At 73.2% G+C, this 19,932-nt stretch carries 20 protein-coding genes; 10 read left to right on the top strand and 10 right to left on the bottom strand.

Annotation, left to right across the window (positions count from 1 at the left end; translation table 11 throughout):
• Nucleotides 1-22: 22 nt before the first annotated feature.
• The 3 genes from AMK11_RS02510 (at nucleotide 23) to AMK11_RS02500 (ending at nucleotide 2,723) form a co-directional block, all read left to right on the top strand.
• Nucleotides 23-1,582, top strand: coding sequence for an HtaA domain-containing protein (locus AMK11_RS02510; RefSeq protein WP_073722448.1), 1,560 nt, complete (start codon nucleotides 23-25; stop codon nucleotides 1,580-1,582).
• A 182-nt stretch (nucleotides 1,583-1,764) separates the two neighbouring features.
• Nucleotides 1,765-2,409 carry a PhzF family phenazine biosynthesis protein gene (locus AMK11_RS02505; protein WP_073722446.1) on the top strand — a complete coding sequence of 215 codons (645 nt, stop codon included), beginning with the start codon at nucleotides 1,765-1,767 and terminating at the stop codon, nucleotides 2,407-2,409.
• 98 nt (nucleotides 2,410-2,507) lie between these two features.
• Complete coding sequence (locus AMK11_RS02500; RefSeq protein WP_073722444.1) at nucleotides 2,508-2,723, top strand: hypothetical protein; 216 nt, start codon at nucleotides 2,508-2,510, stop codon at nucleotides 2,721-2,723.
• A gap of 82 nt (nucleotides 2,724-2,805) precedes the next feature.
• Here AMK11_RS02500 and AMK11_RS02495 read toward each other — a convergent pair whose 3' ends face one another.
• Both AMK11_RS02495 and map read right to left on the bottom strand, forming a co-directional pair.
• Complete coding sequence (locus AMK11_RS02495; protein WP_073723882.1) at nucleotides 2,806-3,453, bottom strand: biliverdin-producing heme oxygenase; 648 nt, start codon at nucleotides 3,451-3,453, stop codon at nucleotides 2,806-2,808.
• A gap of 131 nt (nucleotides 3,454-3,584) precedes the next feature.
• The gene (map, locus tag AMK11_RS02490) at nucleotides 3,585-4,445 is read right to left on the bottom strand and encodes a type I methionyl aminopeptidase (RefSeq protein ID WP_073722442.1); all 861 of its coding nucleotides are present in this window, start codon (nucleotides 4,443-4,445) and stop codon (nucleotides 3,585-3,587) included.
• Between the two features lie 58 nt (nucleotides 4,446-4,503).
• On the opposite strand from map, the gene AMK11_RS02485 reads away from it, so the two are divergent.
• On the top strand, nucleotides 4,504-4,734 hold the full coding sequence (locus AMK11_RS02485; protein WP_073722440.1) for a hypothetical protein: 231 nt from the start codon (nucleotides 4,504-4,506) through the stop codon (nucleotides 4,732-4,734).
• A gap of 33 nt (nucleotides 4,735-4,767) precedes the next feature.
• Here the strand turns inward: AMK11_RS02485 and AMK11_RS02480 are convergent, their stop codons facing one another.
• On the bottom strand, nucleotides 4,768-5,370 hold the full coding sequence (locus AMK11_RS02480; protein WP_073722438.1) for a hypothetical protein: 603 nt from the start codon (nucleotides 5,368-5,370) through the stop codon (nucleotides 4,768-4,770).
• A gap of 163 nt (nucleotides 5,371-5,533) precedes the next feature.
• Here AMK11_RS02480 and npdG point away from each other — a divergent pair, with 163 nt between their 5' ends.
• Together npdG and AMK11_RS02470 are read left to right on the top strand one after the other, a co-directional pair.
• The gene (gene npdG / locus AMK11_RS02475; protein ID WP_073722436.1) at nucleotides 5,534-6,241 is read left to right on the top strand and encodes an NADPH-dependent F420 reductase; all 708 of its coding nucleotides are present in this window, start codon (nucleotides 5,534-5,536) and stop codon (nucleotides 6,239-6,241) included.
• A gap of 76 nt (nucleotides 6,242-6,317) precedes the next feature.
• The gene (locus AMK11_RS02470; protein ID WP_073722434.1) at nucleotides 6,318-6,509 is read left to right on the top strand and encodes a hypothetical protein; all 192 of its coding nucleotides are present in this window, start codon (nucleotides 6,318-6,320) and stop codon (nucleotides 6,507-6,509) included.
• Here the strand turns inward: AMK11_RS02470 and AMK11_RS02465 are convergent.
• Nucleotides 6,499-7,296, bottom strand: coding sequence for a site-2 protease family protein (locus tag AMK11_RS02465; RefSeq protein WP_073722432.1), 798 nt, complete (start codon nucleotides 7,294-7,296; stop codon nucleotides 6,499-6,501). The two genes, AMK11_RS02470 and AMK11_RS02465, sit on opposite strands and share 11 nt — an antisense overlap.
• Before the next feature lie 160 nt (nucleotides 7,297-7,456).
• Between AMK11_RS02465 and AMK11_RS02460 the strand changes: the two genes are divergently transcribed.
• Nucleotides 7,457-11,131: an AfsR/SARP family transcriptional regulator gene (locus AMK11_RS02460; protein WP_073722430.1), complete on the top strand. Its 3,675-nt coding sequence runs from the start codon at nucleotides 7,457-7,459 to the stop codon at nucleotides 11,129-11,131.
• A 27-nt stretch (nucleotides 11,132-11,158) separates the two neighbouring features.
• Here AMK11_RS02460 and AMK11_RS02455 read toward each other — a convergent pair whose 3' ends face one another.
• The 3 genes from AMK11_RS02455 to panB form a co-directional block, all read right to left on the bottom strand.
• On the bottom strand, nucleotides 11,159-11,989 hold the full coding sequence (locus AMK11_RS02455) for an ABC transporter permease (RefSeq protein ID WP_073722396.1): 831 nt from the start codon (nucleotides 11,987-11,989) through the stop codon (nucleotides 11,159-11,161).
• A complete protein-coding gene (locus AMK11_RS02450; RefSeq protein ID WP_073722394.1) occupies nucleotides 11,986-13,020 on the bottom strand; it encodes an ATP-binding cassette domain-containing protein in 1,035 nt (344 codons plus the stop codon). Before AMK11_RS02450 ends, AMK11_RS02455 begins: the two co-directional genes overlap by 4 nt.
• A 215-nt stretch (nucleotides 13,021-13,235) precedes the next feature.
• Nucleotides 13,236-14,111 (bottom strand): 3-methyl-2-oxobutanoate hydroxymethyltransferase, encoded by an 876-nt coding sequence (gene panB / locus AMK11_RS02445; protein ID WP_073722392.1) that lies wholly within the window; start codon nucleotides 14,109-14,111, stop codon nucleotides 13,236-13,238.
• A 315-nt stretch (nucleotides 14,112-14,426) separates the two neighbouring features.
• On the opposite strand from panB, the gene AMK11_RS02440 reads away from it, so the two are divergent.
• The 3 genes from AMK11_RS02440 (at nucleotide 14,427) to AMK11_RS02430 (ending at nucleotide 17,816) form a co-directional block, all read left to right on the top strand.
• The gene (locus AMK11_RS02440) at nucleotides 14,427-15,479 is read left to right on the top strand and encodes an endonuclease/exonuclease/phosphatase family protein (protein ID WP_079187172.1); all 1,053 of its coding nucleotides are present in this window, start codon (nucleotides 14,427-14,429) and stop codon (nucleotides 15,477-15,479) included.
• Nucleotides 15,480-15,590: 111 nt separating this feature from the next.
• On the top strand, nucleotides 15,591-16,817 hold the full coding sequence (locus AMK11_RS02435; RefSeq protein WP_073722390.1) for an MFS transporter: 1,227 nt from the start codon (nucleotides 15,591-15,593) through the stop codon (nucleotides 16,815-16,817).
• A gap of 96 nt (nucleotides 16,818-16,913) precedes the next feature.
• Entirely contained in the window at nucleotides 16,914-17,816 is a 903-nt protein-coding gene (locus AMK11_RS02430) for an alpha/beta fold hydrolase (RefSeq protein WP_073722388.1), read from the top strand.
• 51 nt (nucleotides 17,817-17,867) lie between these two features.
• Here AMK11_RS02430 and AMK11_RS02425 read toward each other — a convergent pair whose 3' ends face one another.
• From AMK11_RS02425 to AMK11_RS02415, 3 genes are read right to left on the bottom strand one after another with little or no spacing between them, the layout of a single operon-like run.
• Nucleotides 17,868-18,221: an ASCH domain-containing protein gene (locus tag AMK11_RS02425; RefSeq protein WP_073722386.1), complete on the bottom strand. Its 354-nt coding sequence runs from the start codon at nucleotides 18,219-18,221 to the stop codon at nucleotides 17,868-17,870.
• Nucleotides 18,218-19,333: a hypothetical protein gene (locus AMK11_RS02420; RefSeq protein WP_073722384.1), complete on the bottom strand. Its 1,116-nt coding sequence runs from the start codon at nucleotides 19,331-19,333 to the stop codon at nucleotides 18,218-18,220. The genes AMK11_RS02425 and AMK11_RS02420 overlap by 4 nt, the downstream gene beginning before the upstream one ends.
• Complete coding sequence (locus AMK11_RS02415) at nucleotides 19,330-19,830, bottom strand: ATP-binding protein (protein ID WP_073723878.1); 501 nt, start codon at nucleotides 19,828-19,830, stop codon at nucleotides 19,330-19,332. The genes AMK11_RS02420 and AMK11_RS02415 overlap by 4 nt, the downstream gene beginning before the upstream one ends.
• Nucleotides 19,831-19,932 lie beyond the last annotated feature (102 nt).

Here is a 19,932-nt window from a genome sequence, read left to right as displayed (position 1 = left end):
CGCCACCCAAGGAGAACCGAGCATGCCCGTCAGACGACGCCGCTCCACCGCACTCGCCGCCGCCGTGGCCACGGCCGCCGCACTCGGCGCGACCGCGCTGGCCACGGTCGGTACGACCACCGCCTCGGCCGCCGAGATGCCCCTCAAGGACTACGAACTGACCTGGGGCATCAAGCAGTCGTACCGCACCTACGTGGGAATGTTCGGCGGCTTCACCACGGCGGACGGCGCCTCGCAGGCCGCCGGCAACGGCGCCTTCACCTTCGTCGACGGCGCCGGCACCTACGACACCACCGGCCACACCGTGGAACTCGCCTTCAAGGGCGGCCTGGTGAGCGCGTCCGAGGCGCACGGCTTCGAGGTGACCCTCACCGACGTGCGCTTCGACAGCAAGGCCGGTGAGATCACCGCCGACGTGAAGAAGGTCGACACCTCCCAGGGCGCCCCCGAGACCACGGAGGGCGACGACGTCCCCCTCGCCACCGTCGCCGTGACCCGCGACATGAAGGAGATGGCGACCACCCTCACGGCTGAGGCCGGGGAGTTCCTCGGCAGCCCGGGTTACGCGGGCGCCGCGGGCGACCCGCTGACGGTGGTCGAGAAGACGCCGACCACGCCGCCCGCCTCCCCGTCCCCCACCGAGGAGCCCCAGTCGCCGGAGCCGTCCCCGTCGGCCACCGAGACCACGTCCACCGCGCCGCCGAAGACCGAGACCCCGGCACCGGACCCGACGCCGTCGAGGACGAACGGCACCGGCCCGTCCCCGTCCGCCTCCGCCACGCAGGCTCCCGCCAAGGGCGAGATAGCCGACGGCACCCTCGGCTGGGGCGTGAAGCAGTCCTTCCGCTCCTACGTCACCGGTCCCGTCGCCAAGGGGAAGGTCACCGTCTCCGGCGGCGCCGTCCAGGCGGCCGGCAACGGCGCCTTCACCTTCAAGGACGCCACCGGCACCTACGACACCGACGCCGGCAAGCTGACCGCCGCCTTCCAGGGCGCCGTCAACTTCAAGGGCCACGAGACGAACGGCACCTACGGCCTCGACCTGACCCTGAGCAACATCGAGGCCACCCTCGACGGCGGCACCGGCAAGCTGACCGCCGACGTGAACAGCCTCGGCACGCAGACCAGGGGTGTCGTCCTGGCCGATCTCAAGGCGAAGTCCGCCGACCTCACCGCCCGGAACGACGTCATCACGGTCGACGGCGTCGCCGCCACGCTCACCGAGGCCGGCGCGAAGGCCTTCGGCGACTTCTACACCGCCGGCACCGCCCTCGACGCCGTCGACCTGTCGGTGGCGCTGAGCGAGGACGCGCGGCTCCCGTCGGGCGGCGGCACGGGCGGCAGCGGCGGTTCGGGCACCACCGGTGGCACCGGCGGCGGCACGGGCTCGACGGCCGGCGGCACCGGGACCACCATCGGCGGCACCGGTTCCACCACGGGCGGCTCGGCCATCGGCAGCGGCAGCCTCGCCTCCACCGGCTCGGACATCCCGGGCCCGGCCCTCGCGGGCGCGGCCGGCGTCGCCGTCGCGATCGGCGCGGGCGCGGTGTTCGCGGCACGCAAGCGGCGCACGCAGGCGTAGCGGCAGGCGGCAGGCGGCAGGCGGCAGAAGGCAGGAGGCAGGAACGGAAAGGCGTTGCGGGCCGGGGCGGCCCACCCTCGGTACCGTCCGCATGCGACGGGCGGCGAGGGAACGGACACCGGGACCCCTGGTCCTGGACGTCCGCGGCCGCCCCGGCCCGCGCGCGATGCTTGAATGCTCCGGTGACCGACTACGACGTACTGCGCGTCTTCTGCGCGCCGAACGGCGGATACGGCAACGAGCTCGGCGTGGTCCGGGACGGTTCCGTGCTGCCCGACCCCGCCGGACGGCAGGAGCTCGCCGCGAAACTCGGTTTCAGCGAGACCGTGTTCGTCGACGACCCCGAGCGCGGCGTCGTCGACATCTACACGCCCACCCTGCGGCTGCCGTTCGCCGGACATCCCTGCGTCGGCACGGCCTGGCTGCTCGACGTACCCGAACTCGTCACCCCGGCCGGGATGGTGGGCGCCCGGCTGGACGGCGAGTTCAGCTGGATCGAGGCGCGCCCCGAGTGGGCCCCGCCGCGCACTCTGCGCCAGTACGCCTCCGCCGCCGAGGTCGACGACCTGGCCGTGCCGCCGCCGGGGGAGTGGCTCTACGCCTGGGCGTGGGAGGACGAGCCGGCCGGGCGGGTGCGGGCGCGTGCGTTTCCGGGTCGCGACGACGGCATCGACGAGGACGAGGCGACGGGCGCGGCGGCGCTGCTGCTGACCGAGCGGCTGGGCCGGGCCCTGAACATCACCCAGGGGGCCGGTTCGCAGATCCTGACCGCGCCGCAGCCCGAGGGCTGGGTGGAGATCGGCGGACGGGTGCGTCTGGAGCGGTGACAGGCGCCGCCGTACGGGTGGAACAGCGTGTGCGCGCGGGCGGGAGGGGTTACCTCTCGCGTGACCGTTCCCTCAAGTCCACCTGTGAGAGGAAATCCATGCGCATCCGCTCCGCGCTCGCCACCGTCCTGCTGACCGCCGCCATGACCGCCGGCGGCGTCGCGACGGCCACCGCCTTCGACGGCTCCCTGCACGGTGACGAGGACGCCACCTGCAGCCCGTACTTCGGCAGTGTCTCCACGGAGATCACCGGCAGCGACGTGACCTACGGCGGCATCAACTGCCGCAGCGACGACTACGACATCGACAACTGAGCCGCAGAGCCGTTCGCTTCCGGTCCCCCTCCGCCCAGGCGGCCGAGGGGGACCGGCACGTCCGCGGGGGCGCCGGCGTCGCTCACGCGGTGAGCGGGAACTCCTCGCCCAGCGCCCGGAAGACCCCCGTGTTCAGCGCGAAGGCCCGCTTGCACTCGGCGACGACCCGCTGCTTCTCCAGGTCGTCCGCACGGATGCCGTCCAGCAGCTCCCGGTACTCGCGCTTGAAGGCGGCCGGGTTGGTGATCTCCTCGAAGACGTAGAACCGGACCCCGTCGCCCTTCCTGGCGAAGCCCCACGTCCGCTCCGCCTTGTCGCGGATGATCTGGCCGCCGGACAGGTCGCCGAGGTAGCGGGTGTAGTGGTGGGCGACGTACCCCGCCGGCCAGCTCCCGGCGCACTCGCGGACCCGGGCCGCGTACTCCTCGGTCGGGGGCAGGGCGGTCATCCCCGCGCGCCACTCCGGGCCCCGCAGGTGCGCCAGGTCCCGCTCCAGGGAGGCCAGCCGCATCAGCTCAGGCCGGACGAACGGCCCGGCCACCGGGTCCGACGCCAGCCGGCCCGCCCCGGCCTCCAGGGCCTCGTAGACGAACCACAGCTGCTCGGTGTAGCGCGCGTAGGCGTCGACGCCGAGCCGCCCGCCCAGCAGGTCGCTCATGAACGTCGAGGTCTCCGCCTCCACGTGCTGCTCGTGGGAGGCGGTGCGGATGAGCGTCGAGAAGGAGTCCATGAGCATGATTTTCTATGGTTAGGCTTACCTAAGTCAATAGCTTGCCGACGGCCTGTCGGTAAAAGCGTACCCACTGGGACGCGAAACGGCCCGCTCTCCGAGGAGAGCGGGCCGTGGAGGGTGCAGGGAGGCTACGGAAGGGTCAGGATCTCGGCGCCGGAGTCGGTCACCACCAGGGTGTGCTCGAACTGCGCCGTCCGCTTGCGGTCCTTCGTCACGACCGTCCAGCCGTCGTCCCACATGTCGTACTCGTGGGTCCCGAGCGTCAGCATCGGCTCGATCGTGAAGGTCATCCCGGGCTGGATGACGGTGGTGGCGTGCGGGCTGTCGTAGTGCGGGACGATGAGCCCCGAGTGGAACGACGAGTTGATCCCGTGCCCGGTGAAGTCCCGCACCACCCCGTACCCGAACCGCTTCGCGTACGACTCGATGACCCGGCCGATGATGTTGATCTGCCGGCCCGGCCGGACCGCCTTGATCGCGCGGGCCAGCGACTCCCGGGTCCGCTCGACCAGCAGCCGGCTCTCCTCGTCCACGTCGCCGACCAGGTACGTCGCGTTGTTGTCGCCGTGCACGCCGCCGATGTACGCCGTCACGTCCAGGTTCACGATGTCGCCGTCGCGCAGCACCGTCGAGTCCGGGATGCCGTGGCAGATGACCTCGTTGACCGAGCTGCACAGGGACTTGGGGAAGCCGCGGTAGCCCAGGGTCGACGGGTAGGCGCCGTGGTCGCACATGTACGCGTGCGCCACCCGGTCCAGCTCGTCCGTGGTCACGCCGGGCGCGATGAGCTTCGCGGCCTCCTCCATGGCCCGCGCCGCGATCCGCCCGGCCACGCGCATCGCCTCGATCGTCTCGGGCGTCTGCACCTCCGGGCCGGTGTACGGCGTCGGCGCGGGCTTGCCGACATACTCGGGCCGCCGGATGTTTCCGGGTACGGAACGGGTGGGAGAGAGCTCCCCAGGTACGAGCAGCGACTGGCCAGAAGACATGACAGCGAGTCTAACCAGCGGGCATACGAGACCATGTCCCTGGCGAAAGGAGCCGGTCATGGCCCTGTTCAAGAAGCGCACGGTCGGAAAACCGGGCGAGTGGTACTACTGCCTGGAGCACCAGAAGGTCGAGGAGGGCCCGGACTGCCCGGGAAAGGACCGCTTCGGACCGTACGCCTCCCGCACCGAGGCCGAGCACGCGATGCGGACGGCCCGCGAGCGCAACCTCGAGTGGGAGAACGACCCGAAGTGGCACGACGCCCCGGCCGGCCGGCCGGACGAGGACTGACCGGCCGTCCCGAGGACACCCCGGTGCCGGCCGTCACCAGCGCGACGGCGGCGGCGCCGTCAGGTGGTCGGCCAGGCGGGACAGGCGGTCGCGGAAGCGGCGCGGGCCGCGCGGGGGCGGTACCGCGTTCTCGCCGGCCGCCGCGCTGACCAGGTGCTGCACCGTGTCCAGGTCCAGCTCGGCGCCGTCCGGCACGGTCAGCGTCTCGTGCGCCATGGCCGTCAGCTCCCGCTCCCCGCTGCCCAGCGCCAGCACCGTGACGCCGGCCCGGCGGGCGTCGTGCACCCGTTCCAGGAGCGGGGCGCCGGGGTCGTCGGGCGTCACCACGAGCAGCGTCTCCCCGCGCCGGGCCGCCGCCAGCCGGCCGAGGCCGACGGCCAGGTGCGCCGGGTCCGAGGGGCGGGCGTCGTGCCGTACGAGGGTGGGGGCCAGCTCCGGCGTCCCGGACCAGGCTGCCTCGTCCACCAGGTGCGCCGCCAGGTGCCACGGCTCGTACCCGGCGGTGCCGACCAGCAGCAGCCCGCCCCCGTGCGGCACCACCGACCCCCTGAGCGCCCCCGCGAACCTCCGGGTGGCCCCCAGCCACTCGGTCCCGGCGAGCACTTCCCGCAGCAGCGCGACCCGTACGGCGTCCATGCGCCCGCATCCTGCCGCAACCGACGCCCCGGTACCCGGTGTTCGCTCCCGGTTCGCCCGGTCCGGGGACGGCCGGGGGCGGCCGGGTGACCGGTGCGCCGGTCTCCGGCGCCGGGTGGGACCTCAGCCCGTGCGGCGGCCGGGACGGACGTAGGGTCGGCCCATGACCTCTACCGACAGTGCTGCACAGAAGGCCCCCGCCAAGGACCCCTGGGACCTGCCCGACGTCTCCGGGCTGGTCGTCGGCGTACTCGGTGGCACCGGCCCCCAGGGCAAGGGCCTCGCCTACCGCCTCGCCAAGGCGGGCCAGAAGGTGATCGTCGGCTCGCGCGCCGCCGAGCGTGCCGAGGCCGCCGCCGAGGAGATCGGGCACGGCGTCGAGGGCGCCGACAACGCCGAGACCGCCCGCCGCAGCGACGTCGTGATCGTCGCCGTGCCGTGGGACGGCCACGGGAAGACACTCGAGTCCCTGCGCGCGGAACTGGCCGGCAAGCTCGTCGTCGACTGCGTCAACCCGCTCGGCTTCGACAAGAAGGGCGCCTACGCGCTCAAGCCCGAGGAGGGCAGCGCCGCCGAACAGGCCGCCGCGCTGCTGCCGGACAGCCGGGTCACCGCCGCCTTCCACCACCTGTCGGCGGTCCTCCTCCAGGACCCCGCCATCGACGAGATCGACACCGACGTGATGGTGCTCGGCGAGGCCCGCGCCGACGTGGAGATCGTCCAGGCCCTCGCCGGGCGCATCGCCGGCATGCGCGGCGTCTTCGCCGGGCGGCTGCGCAACGCCCACCAGGTCGAGTCGCTCGTCGCCAACCTGATCTCCGTCAACCGCCGCTACAAGGCACACGCCGGGCTCCGCGTCACGGACGTGTGAGGCGATGGGGGACACTGGTGGGTGCCGGCCGCGCCGGCGCAGTACCCGCACGTGTCCCCCGACAGGAGCCCGCCCCATGCCCCGCCTCGCCCTCTACGCCCTGGCCGTCTGCGTCCTCGCGGTGGCCGCCGCCGTCGTCTCCTTCGTGCAGGGCAGCGTCGTGATCGGCGTCGTGTGGGTGCTGCTGTCCGGTGTGTCGTCCAACATGTGCTGGTACTACGTGAAGCGGGGCCGGGACGCCCGGCGCGCCGCCTCCGTCACGGGCTGACCGCGCACAGCTCGTCCGTCTGCCAGAAGCGGTACAGCTCGAAGCCGCAGTAGGTGTCGATCTCGCCGATCCCGAGGGAGCGCAGGATCGCGTCGATCGCGTCGAAGAACACGCCGTTGACCGCCGGGATCCACAGCAGCGCGAACACGATCAGCAGCCCGAACGGCGCCAGCGGCTCCACCTGCCGCCGCACGTTGTACGACAGCCACGGCTCGATCACCCCGTAGCCGTCCAGGCCCGGCACCGGCAGGAAGTTCAGGATCGCCGCCGTGACCTGGAGCAGCGCGAGGAAGGCCAGCGCGATCCGGAAGTCGCGCGGCACGCCGTCCAGCGCGTCCAGCCAGAATGGCGCCGTGCAGACGATCGCGAACAGCACGTTCGTCAGCGGGCCGGCCGCCGAAATCAGGCTGTGCCGCCAGCGGCCCCGGATCCGCCCGCGCTCGATGAAGACGGCACCGCCCGGCAGACCGATCCCGCCCATGATCACGAACAGCACCGGCAGCACGATGCTCAGCAGGGCGTGCGTGTACTTTACCGGGTTCAGCGTGAGGTAGCCCTTCGCGCCGACCGAGATGTCCCCGCTGTGCAGGGCGGTGCGCGCGTGCGCGTACTCGTGCAGGCACAGCGACACGACCCAGGCGCCCGTCACGAACAGGAACACGGCCACGCCCGGCTGCTCCGCGAACCCGGTCCAGGTGGCCCAGCCCGTGACCGCGGTGACGGCGACGATCCCGAGGAAGACGGGACTGATCCGCCGGTCGCTCCGGCGGAGGTGGGCGGTGGTCATGGGGCTCCCTGGACTGTTCGGCGGGTGCGGGACTGACGAGGACTGCCCGACCGTACCGGGCGCACCGGGGAAACGTCTCGCGGTCGGCGGGAGGTTCCGGGCGCCGGGGACGCGCCGCACCGGCAAAACCCCGTGACCGGCTCCGATGGCAGCAGGGACAATGGAGCCCGTGCGCTATCGCATCCTCGGCACCACACAGGCACTCCGCCCCGACGGCACGGCCGTCCCCGTCGGCGGGGCGCGGTTGCGCGCACTGCTGACCGTGCTCGCCCTGCGGGCCGGCCGCACCGTGCCCGCGGGGCTGCTCGTGGAGGAGGTGTGGGCGGGCGACCCGCCCGCCGACGCGCCGGGTGCGCTCCAGGCGCTGGTCGGACGGCTGCGCCGGGCGCTCGGCGCGGACGCGGTGGCCTCCGCCGACGGCGGCTACCGGCTCACCGCCGGCCCCGACGACATCGACCTGCACCGTTTCGACCGGCTGGCCGGCGAGGGCACCCGCGCCCTCGCCGACGGCGACCCCGCCAAGGCGGCCGTCGTGCTCGACGACGCCCTCGGCCTGTGGAACGCCCCGGCCCTCGCCGACCTGCCCGACCGCACCGCCGAGGCGGCCCGCTGGGAGGCGCGGCACCTGGACGCCCTGCGCGCCCGCCACTCCGCCGCCCTGCACCTGGGGCAGGCCGAGCACTCCCTGCCGGAGCTGACCGCGCTGTGCGACGGCCACCCCCTGGACGAGTCCCTCCAGGCACTGCGGCTGCGCGCCCTGCGCGACACCGGCCGCACCGCCGAGGCGCTGGCCGCCTACGAGGACGTACGCCGCCTGCTCGCGGACCGGCTCGGCGCCGACCCGGGGCCCGAGCTGCGGGCGCTGCACGCGCGGTTGCTCGATCCGGGGGCGTTCGACCCGTCGTCCGCGACGCGGCCGGGCGCGCCGGTCACCGGACCCGCCACGTCCGCCGAAGGCCCGGGTGCGCCGGCCGCCGGGCCCTCGGGATCCGCCGCGCGCCCGGGTGCGCCGGCCGCGCCCGCTCCGCCCGCCCGTACCGAGGCACCCGCCGACCCTGCCGGACCCGCCACCCCAGCGGCGACCCGCCCCGACGTACCCGCAGACCCGGCGGCGCATCCCGCCCCGGCGGCACCGGCCCGCCCCGGGACCGCCGCCCCCGCCTCGCCCCACGCGGCGCCGTCCGGCGACTCCACGGCGTACCCGGCCCCGGCGGCGCCCGCAGACCCCACCGCGCCCGCCGACCCCACCGCGCACCCCGCCCCGGCGGCCCCCGTCGGCACCGGTGGGTCCGACGGCGCGTCAGCCCCCCGCCCCCGCGGCAACCTCCGCGCCCGGCTCACCTCCTTCGTCGGCCGGGACTCCGACCTGGACGTTCTGCGCGCCGACCTGGCGACCACGCGGCTGGTCACCCTCCTCGGGCCGGGCGGTGCCGGCAAGACCCGGCTGTCGCAGGAGGCCGCCGAGGGGGCCGGGGAGCCGGCGCGGGACGGGGCCTGGCTGGCCGAGCTCGCCCCCGTCGACGACCCCGGCGCCGTACCGGAGGCCGTGCTGACCGCGCTGGGCGCCCGCGAGACCGTGCTGTACGGCGCCGGCGCCGAGGAGATGCGGGCCGTCGCCGCCTCCGACCGGCAGGCCACCGCCGTCGAGCGCCTCGTCGAGCACTGCGGCCGGCGCCGCATGCTGATCGTCCTCGACAACTGCGAGCACGTCGTCGACGCCGCCGCCCGCCTCGCCGAGGACCTGCTCGCCCGCTGCCCGAACCTCACCGTCCTCGCCACCAGCCGCGAACCCCTCGGCGTACCCGGCGAGCTGCTGCGCCCGGTGGAGCCGCTGCCCGAACCGGCCGCGCTGCGCCTGCTCGCCGACCGGGGAGCCGCCGCCCGCCCCGGCTTCCGCCCCGACGCCGACGAGGAGACGGCGCACGCCTGCGCCGAGATCTGCCGCCGCCTCGACGGCCTGCCCCTGGCCATCGAACTGGCCGCCGCCCGGCTGCGCATGCTGACCCCCCGCCAGATCGCCGACCGCCTCGACGACCGCTTCCGCCTGCTCACCTCCGGCAGCCGCACCGTCCTGCCCCGCCAGCAGACCCTGCGCGCCGTCGTCGACTGGTCCTGGGAGCTGCTGGACGACGAGGAGCGGGACGTGCTGCGCCGCCTGTCCGTCTTCGCCGGCGGCTGCGACCTGGCCGCCGCCGAGGCCGTCTGCGGTCCCGCCGCCCTGGAGGCGCTGGGCTCCCTGGTGGACAAGTCCCTGGTCGTGGCCGCGCCGTCCGGGAGCGACGGCATGCGCTACCGGCTCCTGGAGACCGTCGCCGAGTACGCCGCCGAACGCCTCGACGAGACCGGCGGCCGGGCCGCCGCCGAGCGCGCGCACCTGACGTACTACCGCGAACTCGCCCGCACCACCGACCCGTTGCTGCGCGGCCCCGGGCAGCTCACCGCCATCGAGCGGCTGGAACGCGAGTACGAGAACCTGCGCACCGCCCTCCGCCACGCCATCGCCGAGCGCGACGAGCAGGAGGCGCTGAGCCTGGCCCTGTCGCTGGTCTGGTACTGGCAGATGCGCGACCTGCGGGTCGAGGCCCGGAACTGGTTCAGCGAGGTCATGACCCTCGGCCCCGACCCGTTCGCCGAACCGGTGCGCCCCGCCGCGCCGGTGTGGGAGCGGTGCACGGCCGCCCCGCCCCCGATGACCGGCGAAGTCCTCGCCGAGGCCCGCCGCGGCGTCCACCTCGCCCACCTCGCCTGCATGGACACCGAGCTGGACGCCTGGCAGAACCCGGCGGCCAAGCGGAAACTGCGCGTCATCTCCGAGACGTACGAACCCGGCATGCCCCAGACCTGCGCCCCGCCCGGCCTGCTCTGGTTCTTCGCCGTGATGCTCTCCGGCGACATGGAGCGCCTGCGCGTGATCATGGACGCCGCCGTGCGCACCTGCCGCGAGACACCGGGGTACGACTGGGCGCTGGCCGGCAGCCTCCAGATGCGCGCCAACTTCCTCGCCAACCGTACGGAGTGGGCGGGCGACGCGGCCGGCGACGCCGACGAGGCACTGGAGATCTACCGCCGCCTCGGCGACGCCTGGGGCACCGCCGAGGCGCTGGCCGCCCGTGCCGAGGCCCGGGAGCGCGAGGGCGAGTTCCGGCTCGCCGCCGCCGACTACCGCGAGGCCGCCCGGCACGCCGAACGGCTCGGCGCGCACGCGCAGGTGGACGTCCTGGAGGCCCGCCTCGGCAGCGTGCTGCTGGAGGAGGGCGAGAACGAGGAGGGCGAGCGCATCCTGTACGCCGTGATCGACCGCGCCGACGGGGCCGGGCACAGCGGTGCCATGCCGGCCGCCCGGCTCTTCCTCGCCGGCTGGCTCGGCATGACCGGCCGGACCGCCGAGGCCCGGGTGCAGCTGCGGCTGCTGCGCGAGGACTTCGCCATCTCCCACTTCATCGTCTTCGACGCCTTCATCCTCGCCGCCGAGGCGTGGATCGCCACGCTGGAGGACCGGCACGAGGAGTGCCTGGACAAGGTCCGCAAGGCGCTGGAGAAGGCCGAGGACCCGCTGTCCTCGGCCGTCGCCCCGCACATGCGCTCCGGCTACCTGACCATCGCCGCGATGGCGCTGGCCCGCGTGGACGGCGGGCGCCGGGCCGCCGACGCCGCCCGCTGCATCGGCGCCGCCGAGGCGATGCTGCCGCCGGAGCACGTCTCGATGGGCCTGGAGCGGGACGCGCGCGTCCGGGCCACCGCGCGGGTGCGCGAGGTGCTCGACGCCGAGGCGTACGAGGCCGCGTACGCGGAGGGCGCCGCCCTCTCCCCGCGGGAGGCCGTCGCCCTCGTCTGACCCGGACACCACGTCACTGCGGACGGCTCACGTCTTCGTACGGAACTTGTGGATCGCGACCGGCGCCATCACCGCCGTGATCGCCACCGACCAGCCCAGCGTGATCCACAGGTCGTGCGCGACCGGACCGCCCACCATCAGACCGCGCGCCGCGTCGGCGAGCGTGGACAGCGGGTTGTAGTCGGTGAAGGCCTGCAACCAGCCCGGCATCGACTGCGTCGGCGCGAAGATCGACGAGCCGAACTGCAGCGGGAACAGCACCAGGAAGCCCATGGCCTGCACGGACTGGGCGTTCTTCAGGACCACGCCCAGGGTGATGAACACCCACATGATCGACGAGGCGAACACCGCCGACAGGCCCACGGCCGCGAACAGACCGGCCCAGTTCTCGATGTCGAAGCCGACCAGGACAGCGACGATCATCAGCACCGCCGTCGCGAACAGCATCCGCAGCATCTCCACGGCGATCTTCGCGAAGAGCACCGAGCCGCGCCCGATCGGCAGCGACCGGAAGCGGTCCATCACACCGGAGTTGAAGTCCTGGCTGAAGCCGGTGCCGACGCCCTGGGAGAGCGTCATGCTCATCATCGCGATCATGCCGGGGATCACGTACTGCACATAGCCGTCCTGGCCGCCGCCCAGGGCCTGTCCGATCGAGCCGCCGAAGACGTACACGAACAGCAGGGTGAAGACGACCGGCATCAGCAGCGCGTCGAACATCGACTCCGGGTCCTGCCGGATCCACAGCAGGTTGCGGCGGACCAGGGCCCCGGTGTGCCGCACGTGCCCGCGCAGCGAGATCCGGGCGTCGGGAGCCTGAGTGGGGGCGGGGGTGGGGGTGACGGTGGCGGCGCTCATACGGCGACCTCCTCGCGGGCGTCTTCGGTGCTGGGCGCGGGGTCCTGCGGGGCACTGGCGCGGTGGCCGGTGAGGGACAGGAAGACCTCGTCCAGGCTGGGCAGTTCGGTGGTGACGGAGGAGACGGTGATCCCGCGCGCGCTGACCGCGCCGACCACCGCGGTCAGCTGCTCGTCGCTGAGGATCGGCACCAGGACGGCACCGCGCTCCGTGTCCACGGTGGAGCTGGCGAGCCCCGTGATGCCCAGCTCGTCCAGGTAGGAGGCGAGCGGGCGCAGCTGGAGCGGGTCGGCCGGGCGGACGCGCAGGGTGCGGCCGCCGACCTTGGCCTTCAGGTCCTCGATGCCGCCGTTCGCGATGACCTTGCCCCGGTCCACGACGGTCAGCTCGGAGGCGAGCTGCTCGGCCTCCTCCATGTACTGCGTGGTGAGCAGCACGGTGACGCCGTCGCCGACCATGCGCTTGACCTCGTCCCACACCTCGTTGCGGGTTCGCGGGTCCAGTCCGGTGGTCGGCTCGTCCAGGTACAGCACCGCCGGGTGCCCGATCATGGAGGCGGCCAGGTCGAGGCGGCGCCGCATGCCGCCCGAGTAGGTGGACGCGGGCCGCTTGGCGGCCTCGGTGAGCGAGAACCGCTCCAGCAGTTCGTCGGCCCGCCGGCGGGCGTCCTTGCGGGACAGGTCGAGCAGGCGCCCGATCATGTAGAGGTTCTCCCAGCCGGGGAGCTTCTCGTCCACGGACGCGTACTGCCCGGTGAGCCCTATCGCCCGCCGCAGCTGCCGGGGCTGCCGTACGACGTCGTAGCCGGCGACGTGCGCCTGGCCGGAGTCGGGCGTGATGAGGGTGGACAGGATGCGGACGAGGGTGGTCTTGCCGGCCCCGTTCGGCCCGAGCACACCCATCACGGTGCCCTCGCGCACGTCGAGGTCGACGCCGTCCAGTGCCTTGGTCTCGCCGTAGTGCTTGACCAGCCCCCGCACGGTGACCGCGCTGCCCGCGACGGTCGGGGGGTTGCCATCGATTCGCTTCATGTCCCAGACGATGTCAGGGGCTGCCGACATATCGCCGACAGCCCACCGACAAACCACCGACGAGCACCGCAACCATCAATTGAGGCACCACGACGGCGAGCAACCAGCTCCGCGAGAGCGGCGCCGGTTCAGGCGCAAGAAGGGCGGGGGCGAAGCCCCCCGGCCCCGCCGACGGGGGAAGATCGGCGGGGCCGGTTCGGTGGTGCCGCGATGGCTCAGTGGACGGAGTGTTCCTCCTGCGGGAACGTTCCGCCGACGACGTCCTCGGCGAAGGACTTCGCCGCGTCGCCGATGACCTGGCGCAGGTCGGCGTACTTCTTCACGAACTTCGGCACCCGGCCGCCGGTCAGCCCCAGCATGTCGGTCCACACCAGTACCTGGGCGTCCGTGCCGGGCCCGGCCCCGATGCCGACCGTCGGGATGTGCAGCGACCGCGTCACCTCGGCGGCCAGCTCGGCCGGCACCAGCTCCAGGACGACCGCGAAGGCGCCCGCGTCCTGCACGGCCTTGGCGTCGCGCAACAGCTGCTGGGCCGCCTCCTCGCCCCGGCCCTGCACCCGGTAGCCCATGGCGTTGACGGACTGCGGGGTGAGGCCGATGTGCGCCATCACCGGGATGCCGGACTCGACCAGCAGCCGGATCTGTTCGTGCGACCGCTCACCGCCCTCCAGCTTCACGGCGCCGACGCCCGCCTCCTTCACCAGCCGGGTCGCCGAGCGCAGCGCCTGCACCGGCCCCTCCTGGTAGGAGCCGAAGGGCAGGTCGCCGACGATCAGGGCGCGCGAGGTGCCCCGTACGACCGCGGCGGACAGCATGGTCATCTCGTCGAGGGTGACCGGCACGGTGGTGTCGTAGCCGAGGTGGCAGTTGCCCGCGGAGTCCCCGACGAGCATGACCGGGATGCCGGCCTCGTCGAAGACGGACGCGGTCATCGCGTCGTAGGCGGTGAGCATGGGCCACTTCTCGCCGCGCTCCTTGGCGGCGGCGATGTCCCGGACGGTGATACGACGGTTGCTCTTGCCCCCGTACAGCGCCTTGTTCCCGTCAGCGGGCCGGCTCTGCGGCGTCTGGGCAGCCGAAAGCTGCGTCATGGCAACGGCTCCTTCATGTCATCTCGAGGCGCCCTCACGGCGTCCCCGGATCCCTTCCATGGTGGCACTTCCCGCGCCCCGGCGGCTAGTGGACCCCCGCCACGGGCCCTGAGCGCCCCCTGTGCCGGGCGGGGCGAATGTGCTCGTTCTGTCACAGAGCCGCCCACGGCGGCGGCGTTCGGAACTCCGGACGCCGCCCCGCACGTCCTCGTGCCCGTACGGCCGTCGAGGGACGGCAGGAACGGAACCGATCATCCCCTAGGGTGCTGAGTCACGGGGGGCGACGGTGTGCACGGCAGGCAGTGAGGCGACGGTATGGCGCAGCAGGCGTACATCACGGAGACGGACGACGGCGGCTCGGGGCCCGAGCCGCGGGTGACCCGGATTCGGCGCCTGTACGACCGGGCGGTCACCGGCTGGCGCGGCGACCGGCGGATCTGGCGCCGGGGGCTGATCACCGCGGCGGTGGCCATCGTCCTGGCGGGCGTCATGGCGGCCCACTCCCACATCCCGAACGCCGTCGGCAACCTCGGCAGCCTCACCGAGACCTTCCTGCCGTGGTTCGGCCTGCTGATCCCCGTCCTGCTGGTGATCGCGCTGGCCCGCAAGTCGGCGACGGCGCTGATCGCGCTGGTGCTGCCGGTCAGCGTGTGGTTCAACCTCTTCGGCGGCCTCCTCTTCGACAAGACCGGCGCCGGCGGCGACCTCACCGTCGCCACGCACAACGTCAACGCCGACAACGCCGACCCGGCTGGGACCGCCCGCGCCGTGGCCGCCGCCGGCGCGGACGTGATGGCCCTGGAGGAGCTGAAGGCGACCGCGGTGCCCACGTACGAGAAGGCGCTGGAGGCGAAGTACCCGCACCACGCCGTCGTCGGCACGGTCGGGCTGTGGAGCAAGTACCCGCTGAGCGACGTGAAGCCCGTGGACATCCAGCTCGGCTGGAAGCGCGCGATGCGCGCCACCGTCGCCACGCCCGCCGGGCCGGTCGCGGTGTACGTCGCCCACCTGCCCTCCGTCCGGGTGAAGCTGGAGGCCGGCTTCACCGCCCGGCAGCGGGACAAGAGCGCCAACGCCCTCGGCGAGGCCATCGCCGACGAGAAGCTGGACCGCAAGATCCTGCTCGGCGACCTCAACGGCACCATGAACGACCGCGCCCTCACCGCCATCACCTCCCAGATGCGCTCCCCGCAGGGCGCGGTGGGCGACGGCTTCGGCTTCAGCTGGCCGGCGGCGTTCCCGATGGCCCGCATCGACCAGATCCTGGTCAGCGGCGTCGAACCGACGACCAGCTGGACCCTCCCGGCCACCGGCAGCGACCACCTCCCGATCGCCGCGCGTGTGAAGGTCGACACAACCGCCTCCTGAGATTCGTCGGCGGAATACTTGCCCTGAGAGCCTTTGTTCCGTACGGGAACATAACGACGTCCCCCTTCCCGTACGCGCTCCGCTCGAAGCTCTCGAAAGGCGAGACCCCTCATGCCCCTGGCCCTGCTCGCCCTCGCCGTGGGCGCCTTCGGCATCGGCACCACCGAGTTCGTGATGATGGGCCTGCTGCCCGACGTCGCGGACGACCTGGACATCTCGATCCCCATCGCCGGCCACCTGGTCTCGGCGTACGCCCTCGGCGTCGTCATCGGCGCCCCGCTGCTCGCGGCGGCGACCGCGCGGATGTCCCGCCGCACGGTCCTGATCGCCCTGATGGCGCTGTTCGTGGTCGGCAACGCCCTGTCCGCCGTCGCTCCCGGCGAGGTCTCCCTCCTCGCCGCCCGCTTCGTCAGCGGCCTTCCGCACGGCGCCTTCTTCGGCGTCGGCGCGGTGGTCGCCACCGGCATGGTCGCGCCGGAACGCAAGGCCCGGTCCGTCTCCCTGATGTTCCTGGGCCTGACCGTCGCCAACATCGTCGGCGTCCCCGCCGCCACGGCCATGGGCCAGCAGCTCGGCTGGCGGGCGACCTTCCTCGGCGTCAGCGCGATCGGCGTCGCGGCGATAGCGGCGCTGGTCGCCCTGATACCCCGCGACCACGCCCCCGCCCCCGCCACCGGCCTGCGCGGCGAACTGGCCGCCCTGCGCTCGGTGCCCGTCTGGCTGGCCCTCGGCACCACGGTCGCGGGCTTCGGCGCGCTCTTCGCCGCGTACAGCTACATCACGCCGATGCTCACGGACGCCGCCGGCTTCGCCGAGGCCAGTGTGACGCTGCTGCTCGCCCTGTTCGGCGTCGGCGCCACCGCGGGCAACCTGCTGGGCGGCCGCCTGGCCGACCACTCCCTGCGGGGCACCCTCTTCGGCGGCCTCGCCTCCCTGGTCGTCGTCCTCGCCCTCTTCCCGCTCCTGATGCGCACCCCGGTGACGGCGGCCGTCGCGGTGGCCCTGCTCGGCATGGCCGCCTTCATCACCGGCTCCCCCCTCCAGCTGATGGTCATGGAGAAGGCCGCCGCGGCCCCCTCCCTCGCCTCCTCGGCCAACCAGGCCGCCTTCAACCTCGCCAACGCCGGCGGCGCCTGGATCGGCGGCCTCGCCCTGGCCGCGGGCTTCGGCGTCACCTCCCCGGCGACGGCGGGCGCGGGGCTCGCGGTGCTCGGCCTGGCGGTCGCGGGCGCGGCGTGGGCGGTGGACCGGCGCCGGGGCGCCGCCGCTGTGGCCGCCGGGCGCGAGCGGGTGGTCGCGGGGCACGTGCCGGAGGGGGCGGAAGCCGTACGGCGGTGACGGCGGGGGTGCCGCGGGCGCCTGGCTGGGTGTGGCCGTACGGCGGCACCGAAAACCGCGTGCGCGGCCGCGCCCCGCGGCGCGAGGATGCGCCACATGACCGCCGTCCCCGTCACCGCCCCCGCCCGCCTCGGTGAGACCCCTCTCCCCGACGGACGCCTGCTCGGCTGGGCCGAGTGGGGCCCGCAGGACGGCGTACCGGTCCTGCTCTGCCCCGGCGCGGCCACGAGCCGTCGGCTCGGCTTCGGCGCGGGCGTCGTGGAAGCGCTCGGCGTCCGCCTGATCTCCGTCGACCGCCCCGGCCTGGGCGCCTCCACCCCCGCCCCCGGCCGCACCTTCACCGACTTCGCCGCCGACGTGCGCGCCCTGTGCGCCCTGCGGGGCCTGGGCCGCCCGGCCGTGGCCGGCAACTCCCAGGGCGCCCCGTTCGCCCTCGCCTGCGCCGAGGCGGGCCTCGCCTCCGCGCTGGCCCTCGTATCGGCCGCCGACGAGGTGGCGGCCCCCGAGTTCGCCGCCGCGCTGCCTGCCGAGCTGCGCGCGCTGACCGAACGGGCCGTACGGGACCCGTCCGGCGCCGAGGAGTTCTTCGCGGGCTTCGACGCGGAGGCGATGTGGGACATGGTCATGGGCGGCAGCCCGGCCTGCGACCTCGCCGTGTACCGGGAGAACGGCTTCTCGGCCGCCTACCGCCGCGCCCTGGCGGAAGGCTTCGCCCAGGGCGCGGCGGCCGGCTACGCCCGCGACACCGTCCTCGCCATGGGCCGCTGGCCCTTCGCACTCGACGCGCTCACCGTCCCGGTCGACATCTGGTACGGCGAACACGACACCAGCCACTCCCCGGACAACGGCGCCCTCCTCGCGACGCGGATCCCCGGGGCCCGCCGCCACGTCGTACCGGGGATCGGGGGTGCCCTGCTGTGGACCCACGGGGAGCTGGTCCTCGCCTCGCTGCTGGACAGCGGCACCCCGCCGGTTTCTGCTGGTCCCTCTCCTCGCTGACCGTGAGTACATCACCTGGACGGTCGACGGGCAGGAGCGCCCGGCAAACGGTCAAGGCACGCGCTCGATCTCGATGGCCAGCGCGCCGAGGGCTTCCTTTTCGGGGCCGTAGATGGATCGGATGTTGGCGAGTTGCTGGTCGCGGGTGACAGTCGGATTGACGTGGGACGGTCCTTCCCCGTCGAGGAGTGCATTGAAGTCGGGGTACTCGGTGACCCGCAGGACCATCACGTCGCAGCTCTCGCAGGTGTCCTTGATACGGAAGCGGATGGTGTCGCCGACGGCGAGGTCGGCGAGGTGCGGGTACTTGACTCGTACCTCGATGGTCTTGGTGCCCGCTGCGACGAGGTCGAAGTACTGGCGATAGAGGTTGAGTTCGCGGACGCGGGCTGTGCGGTCGGTCATCGGGTGGGAACGCTCCTCGCGGACGGTGCGGTGATCAGGCGGCTGATCTCAGCGACCGAATAAGAACGGAAGAAGTGGCGGGGGTCAGAGAGCAGAGTTTCGGTCATGCCGAGCAGTTGGTCCGCGTACTCGGTGACGGTGCCGGGCCACTGCCGGGTGTCGAGCATCCAAGGGGCGACGCCCTCGGGCAAGGGGGCACGGCCTTCTCGTACGAGGGATTTGGACAGCTTGGCGCCGGTGTCGGACACGACCTGAGGGCAGAACAGCCGGGCCGGGAGCTGTGCGCGGGTGAGGCCCACGGCATGCAGCGCCTCGTCGACGAGGTGGGAGCCGAAGACCCAGTCACCTCCCTTGACCATGACGTGCAGCGTGCCTTGGGGGCTGGTCAGGGCGAGTTCCTTGACCAGGTTGCGGTAGAGCGTGGCCAAGTCCAGGTACGCGCCGGCGGTGGGCATGACCTTGGTCTCGTACGGGCCGTGGTGCAAGCAGACGGCGGAGACCGTCGCCGCCTTGGCTTCGATGCGGCCGACCCGGGTGCGTTCGGCGTGCTTCTCCGCCCAGCCGCAGTCGGTGTGCGGGCAGGGGACACGGAGGTGCGGGATGCCGGTGGAAGGCGCTAGCCACCAGCGGGCGGCGTCGATGCGGGGGAGGAGGCGCAGCCAGGTGCGACGGTAGTGCTCACCGGCCTGCTGTTGCGAGTACGTCTCGATGTGGTGCGGGATGCTCAGACGCCTGGACAGGGTGGTGAAGAGCGGCTGGTAGAGAGCGGTGATGAGGTCGTTCAGGTCCCGCTCGTCCATGGCTTGGGCATAGGCGCGCTGGTAGCGGTGACCGCTGACCGGGTCGGTGGTCAGTTCGTACGGGGCGTTGTCGAGGGCGCTGAACAACACCTCGGTGGGGAGGTCGAAGCGGTCACGCAGTCGGACGGCCAAGGCGAAGGCCAGGGACTGCACGAGCGAGGTTCCGATGTGCGGGGCGCCGTTGATCTGGGTCCCGACGACCAGCACGATTCGCTCGGGCGGGTTGGCGATGACGCGAGGGGCAAGAACGTCCTCGGCGTGGTGGAGAGCGTTGGCGAGAACGGTGTTCGGCGAGACGGGGTGCATGGTCATGACGTGTCCCCCTGCGGTTCGGTATCGCGGGACGGCGGTGCTGCCGCCTCGCTCTTGTCGCGGTCGAATGCGGCCCAGACGCACTTTCCGGGACCGGTCCTCTCCTGCACGCCCCATCTGTCCGCCGTGGCGGAGACGATCAGCAGGCCGCGACCGTCGACGGCGGACTCCTCGGGGATGCGTTGGGTCGGGGCGTCGTCGCCGGAGTCGTGGACCTCAAGGCGCAACCCGTCGTCCAGGGAGTCGACACGCACGAGGACCAGCCGGCCTGCGGGCGCCCCGTGAATCACAGCGTTGGTGACGAGTTCCGAGGCACACAGCCGCATATCGTCGAGGCGGCTCTTCTCGCCCCACTCGCTCAGCGTGGCGACGACGAAGTCGCGAGCGGCACCTGGCGCGGTCCGGCGGCGTGGGAAGAGCATGGTGCGGTGCCGGTCCCTGCCCGGAAGGCGGTCCGACAGGGCGTTGGCCACCTCGGAGGTGAGTCTGCTTGCCATGGCCAACAGCAAAGCGGCTTAACCCATTTGGGTCGGGAGCCAGCACGGGGGCCAACGCGGGGGCCACTATGGGGGCCAGAGGTCACGTGTTCCTGGGGGACG

Origin of the sequence: Streptomyces sp. CB02414 (assembly GCF_001905385.1) — a bacterium.
In the GTDB taxonomy this organism is placed as follows: Bacteria; Actinomycetota; Actinomycetes; order Streptomycetales; family Streptomycetaceae; genus Streptomyces.
This window is presented reverse-complemented; position numbering and strand designations above follow the sequence as displayed.

What these genes read in the sequence shown, in the direction of transcription:
- AMK11_RS02510 (WP_073722448.1), top strand. Translation starts at nt 23, where the DNA reads ATGCCCGTCAGACGACGCCGCTCCACCGCACTCGCCGCCGCCGTGGCC.
- AMK11_RS02500 (WP_073722444.1), top strand. Translation starts at nt 2,508, where the DNA reads ATGCGCATCCGCTCCGCGCTCGCCACCGTCCTGCTGACCGCCGCCATG.
- AMK11_RS02495 (WP_073723882.1), bottom strand. Translation starts at nt 3,453, where the DNA reads ATGGACTCCTTCTCGACGCTCATCCGCACCGCCTCCCACGAGCAGCAC.
- map (WP_073722442.1), bottom strand. Translation starts at nt 4,445, where the DNA reads ATGTCTTCTGGCCAGTCGCTGCTCGTACCTGGGGAGCTCTCTCCCACC.
- AMK11_RS02485 (WP_073722440.1), top strand. Translation starts at nt 4,504, where the DNA reads ATGGCCCTGTTCAAGAAGCGCACGGTCGGAAAACCGGGCGAGTGGTAC.
- AMK11_RS02480 (WP_073722438.1), bottom strand. Translation starts at nt 5,370, where the DNA reads ATGGACGCCGTACGGGTCGCGCTGCTGCGGGAAGTGCTCGCCGGGACC.
- npdG (WP_073722436.1), top strand. Translation starts at nt 5,534, where the DNA reads ATGACCTCTACCGACAGTGCTGCACAGAAGGCCCCCGCCAAGGACCCC.
- AMK11_RS02470 (WP_073722434.1), top strand. Translation starts at nt 6,318, where the DNA reads ATGCCCCGCCTCGCCCTCTACGCCCTGGCCGTCTGCGTCCTCGCGGTG.
- AMK11_RS02465 (WP_073722432.1), bottom strand. Translation starts at nt 7,296, where the DNA reads ATGACCACCGCCCACCTCCGCCGGAGCGACCGGCGGATCAGTCCCGTC.
- AMK11_RS02460 (WP_073722430.1), top strand. Translation starts at nt 7,457, where the DNA reads ATGGAGCCCGTGCGCTATCGCATCCTCGGCACCACACAGGCACTCCGC.
- AMK11_RS02455 (WP_073722396.1), bottom strand. Translation starts at nt 11,989, where the DNA reads ATGAGCGCCGCCACCGTCACCCCCACCCCCGCCCCCACTCAGGCTCCC.
- AMK11_RS02450 (WP_073722394.1), bottom strand. Translation starts at nt 13,020, where the DNA reads ATGAAGCGAATCGATGGCAACCCCCCGACCGTCGCGGGCAGCGCGGTC.
- panB (WP_073722392.1), bottom strand. Translation starts at nt 14,111, where the DNA reads ATGACGCAGCTTTCGGCTGCCCAGACGCCGCAGAGCCGGCCCGCTGAC.
- AMK11_RS02440 (WP_079187172.1), top strand. Translation starts at nt 14,427, where the DNA reads ATGGCGCAGCAGGCGTACATCACGGAGACGGACGACGGCGGCTCGGGG.
- AMK11_RS02435 (WP_073722390.1), top strand. Translation starts at nt 15,591, where the DNA reads ATGCCCCTGGCCCTGCTCGCCCTCGCCGTGGGCGCCTTCGGCATCGGC.
- AMK11_RS02430 (WP_073722388.1), top strand. Translation starts at nt 16,914, where the DNA reads ATGACCGCCGTCCCCGTCACCGCCCCCGCCCGCCTCGGTGAGACCCCT.
- AMK11_RS02425 (WP_073722386.1), bottom strand. Translation starts at nt 18,221, where the DNA reads ATGACCGACCGCACAGCCCGCGTCCGCGAACTCAACCTCTATCGCCAG.
- AMK11_RS02420 (WP_073722384.1), bottom strand. Translation starts at nt 19,333, where the DNA reads ATGACCATGCACCCCGTCTCGCCGAACACCGTTCTCGCCAACGCTCTC.
- AMK11_RS02415 (WP_073723878.1), bottom strand. Translation starts at nt 19,830, where the DNA reads ATGGCAAGCAGACTCACCTCCGAGGTGGCCAACGCCCTGTCGGACCGC.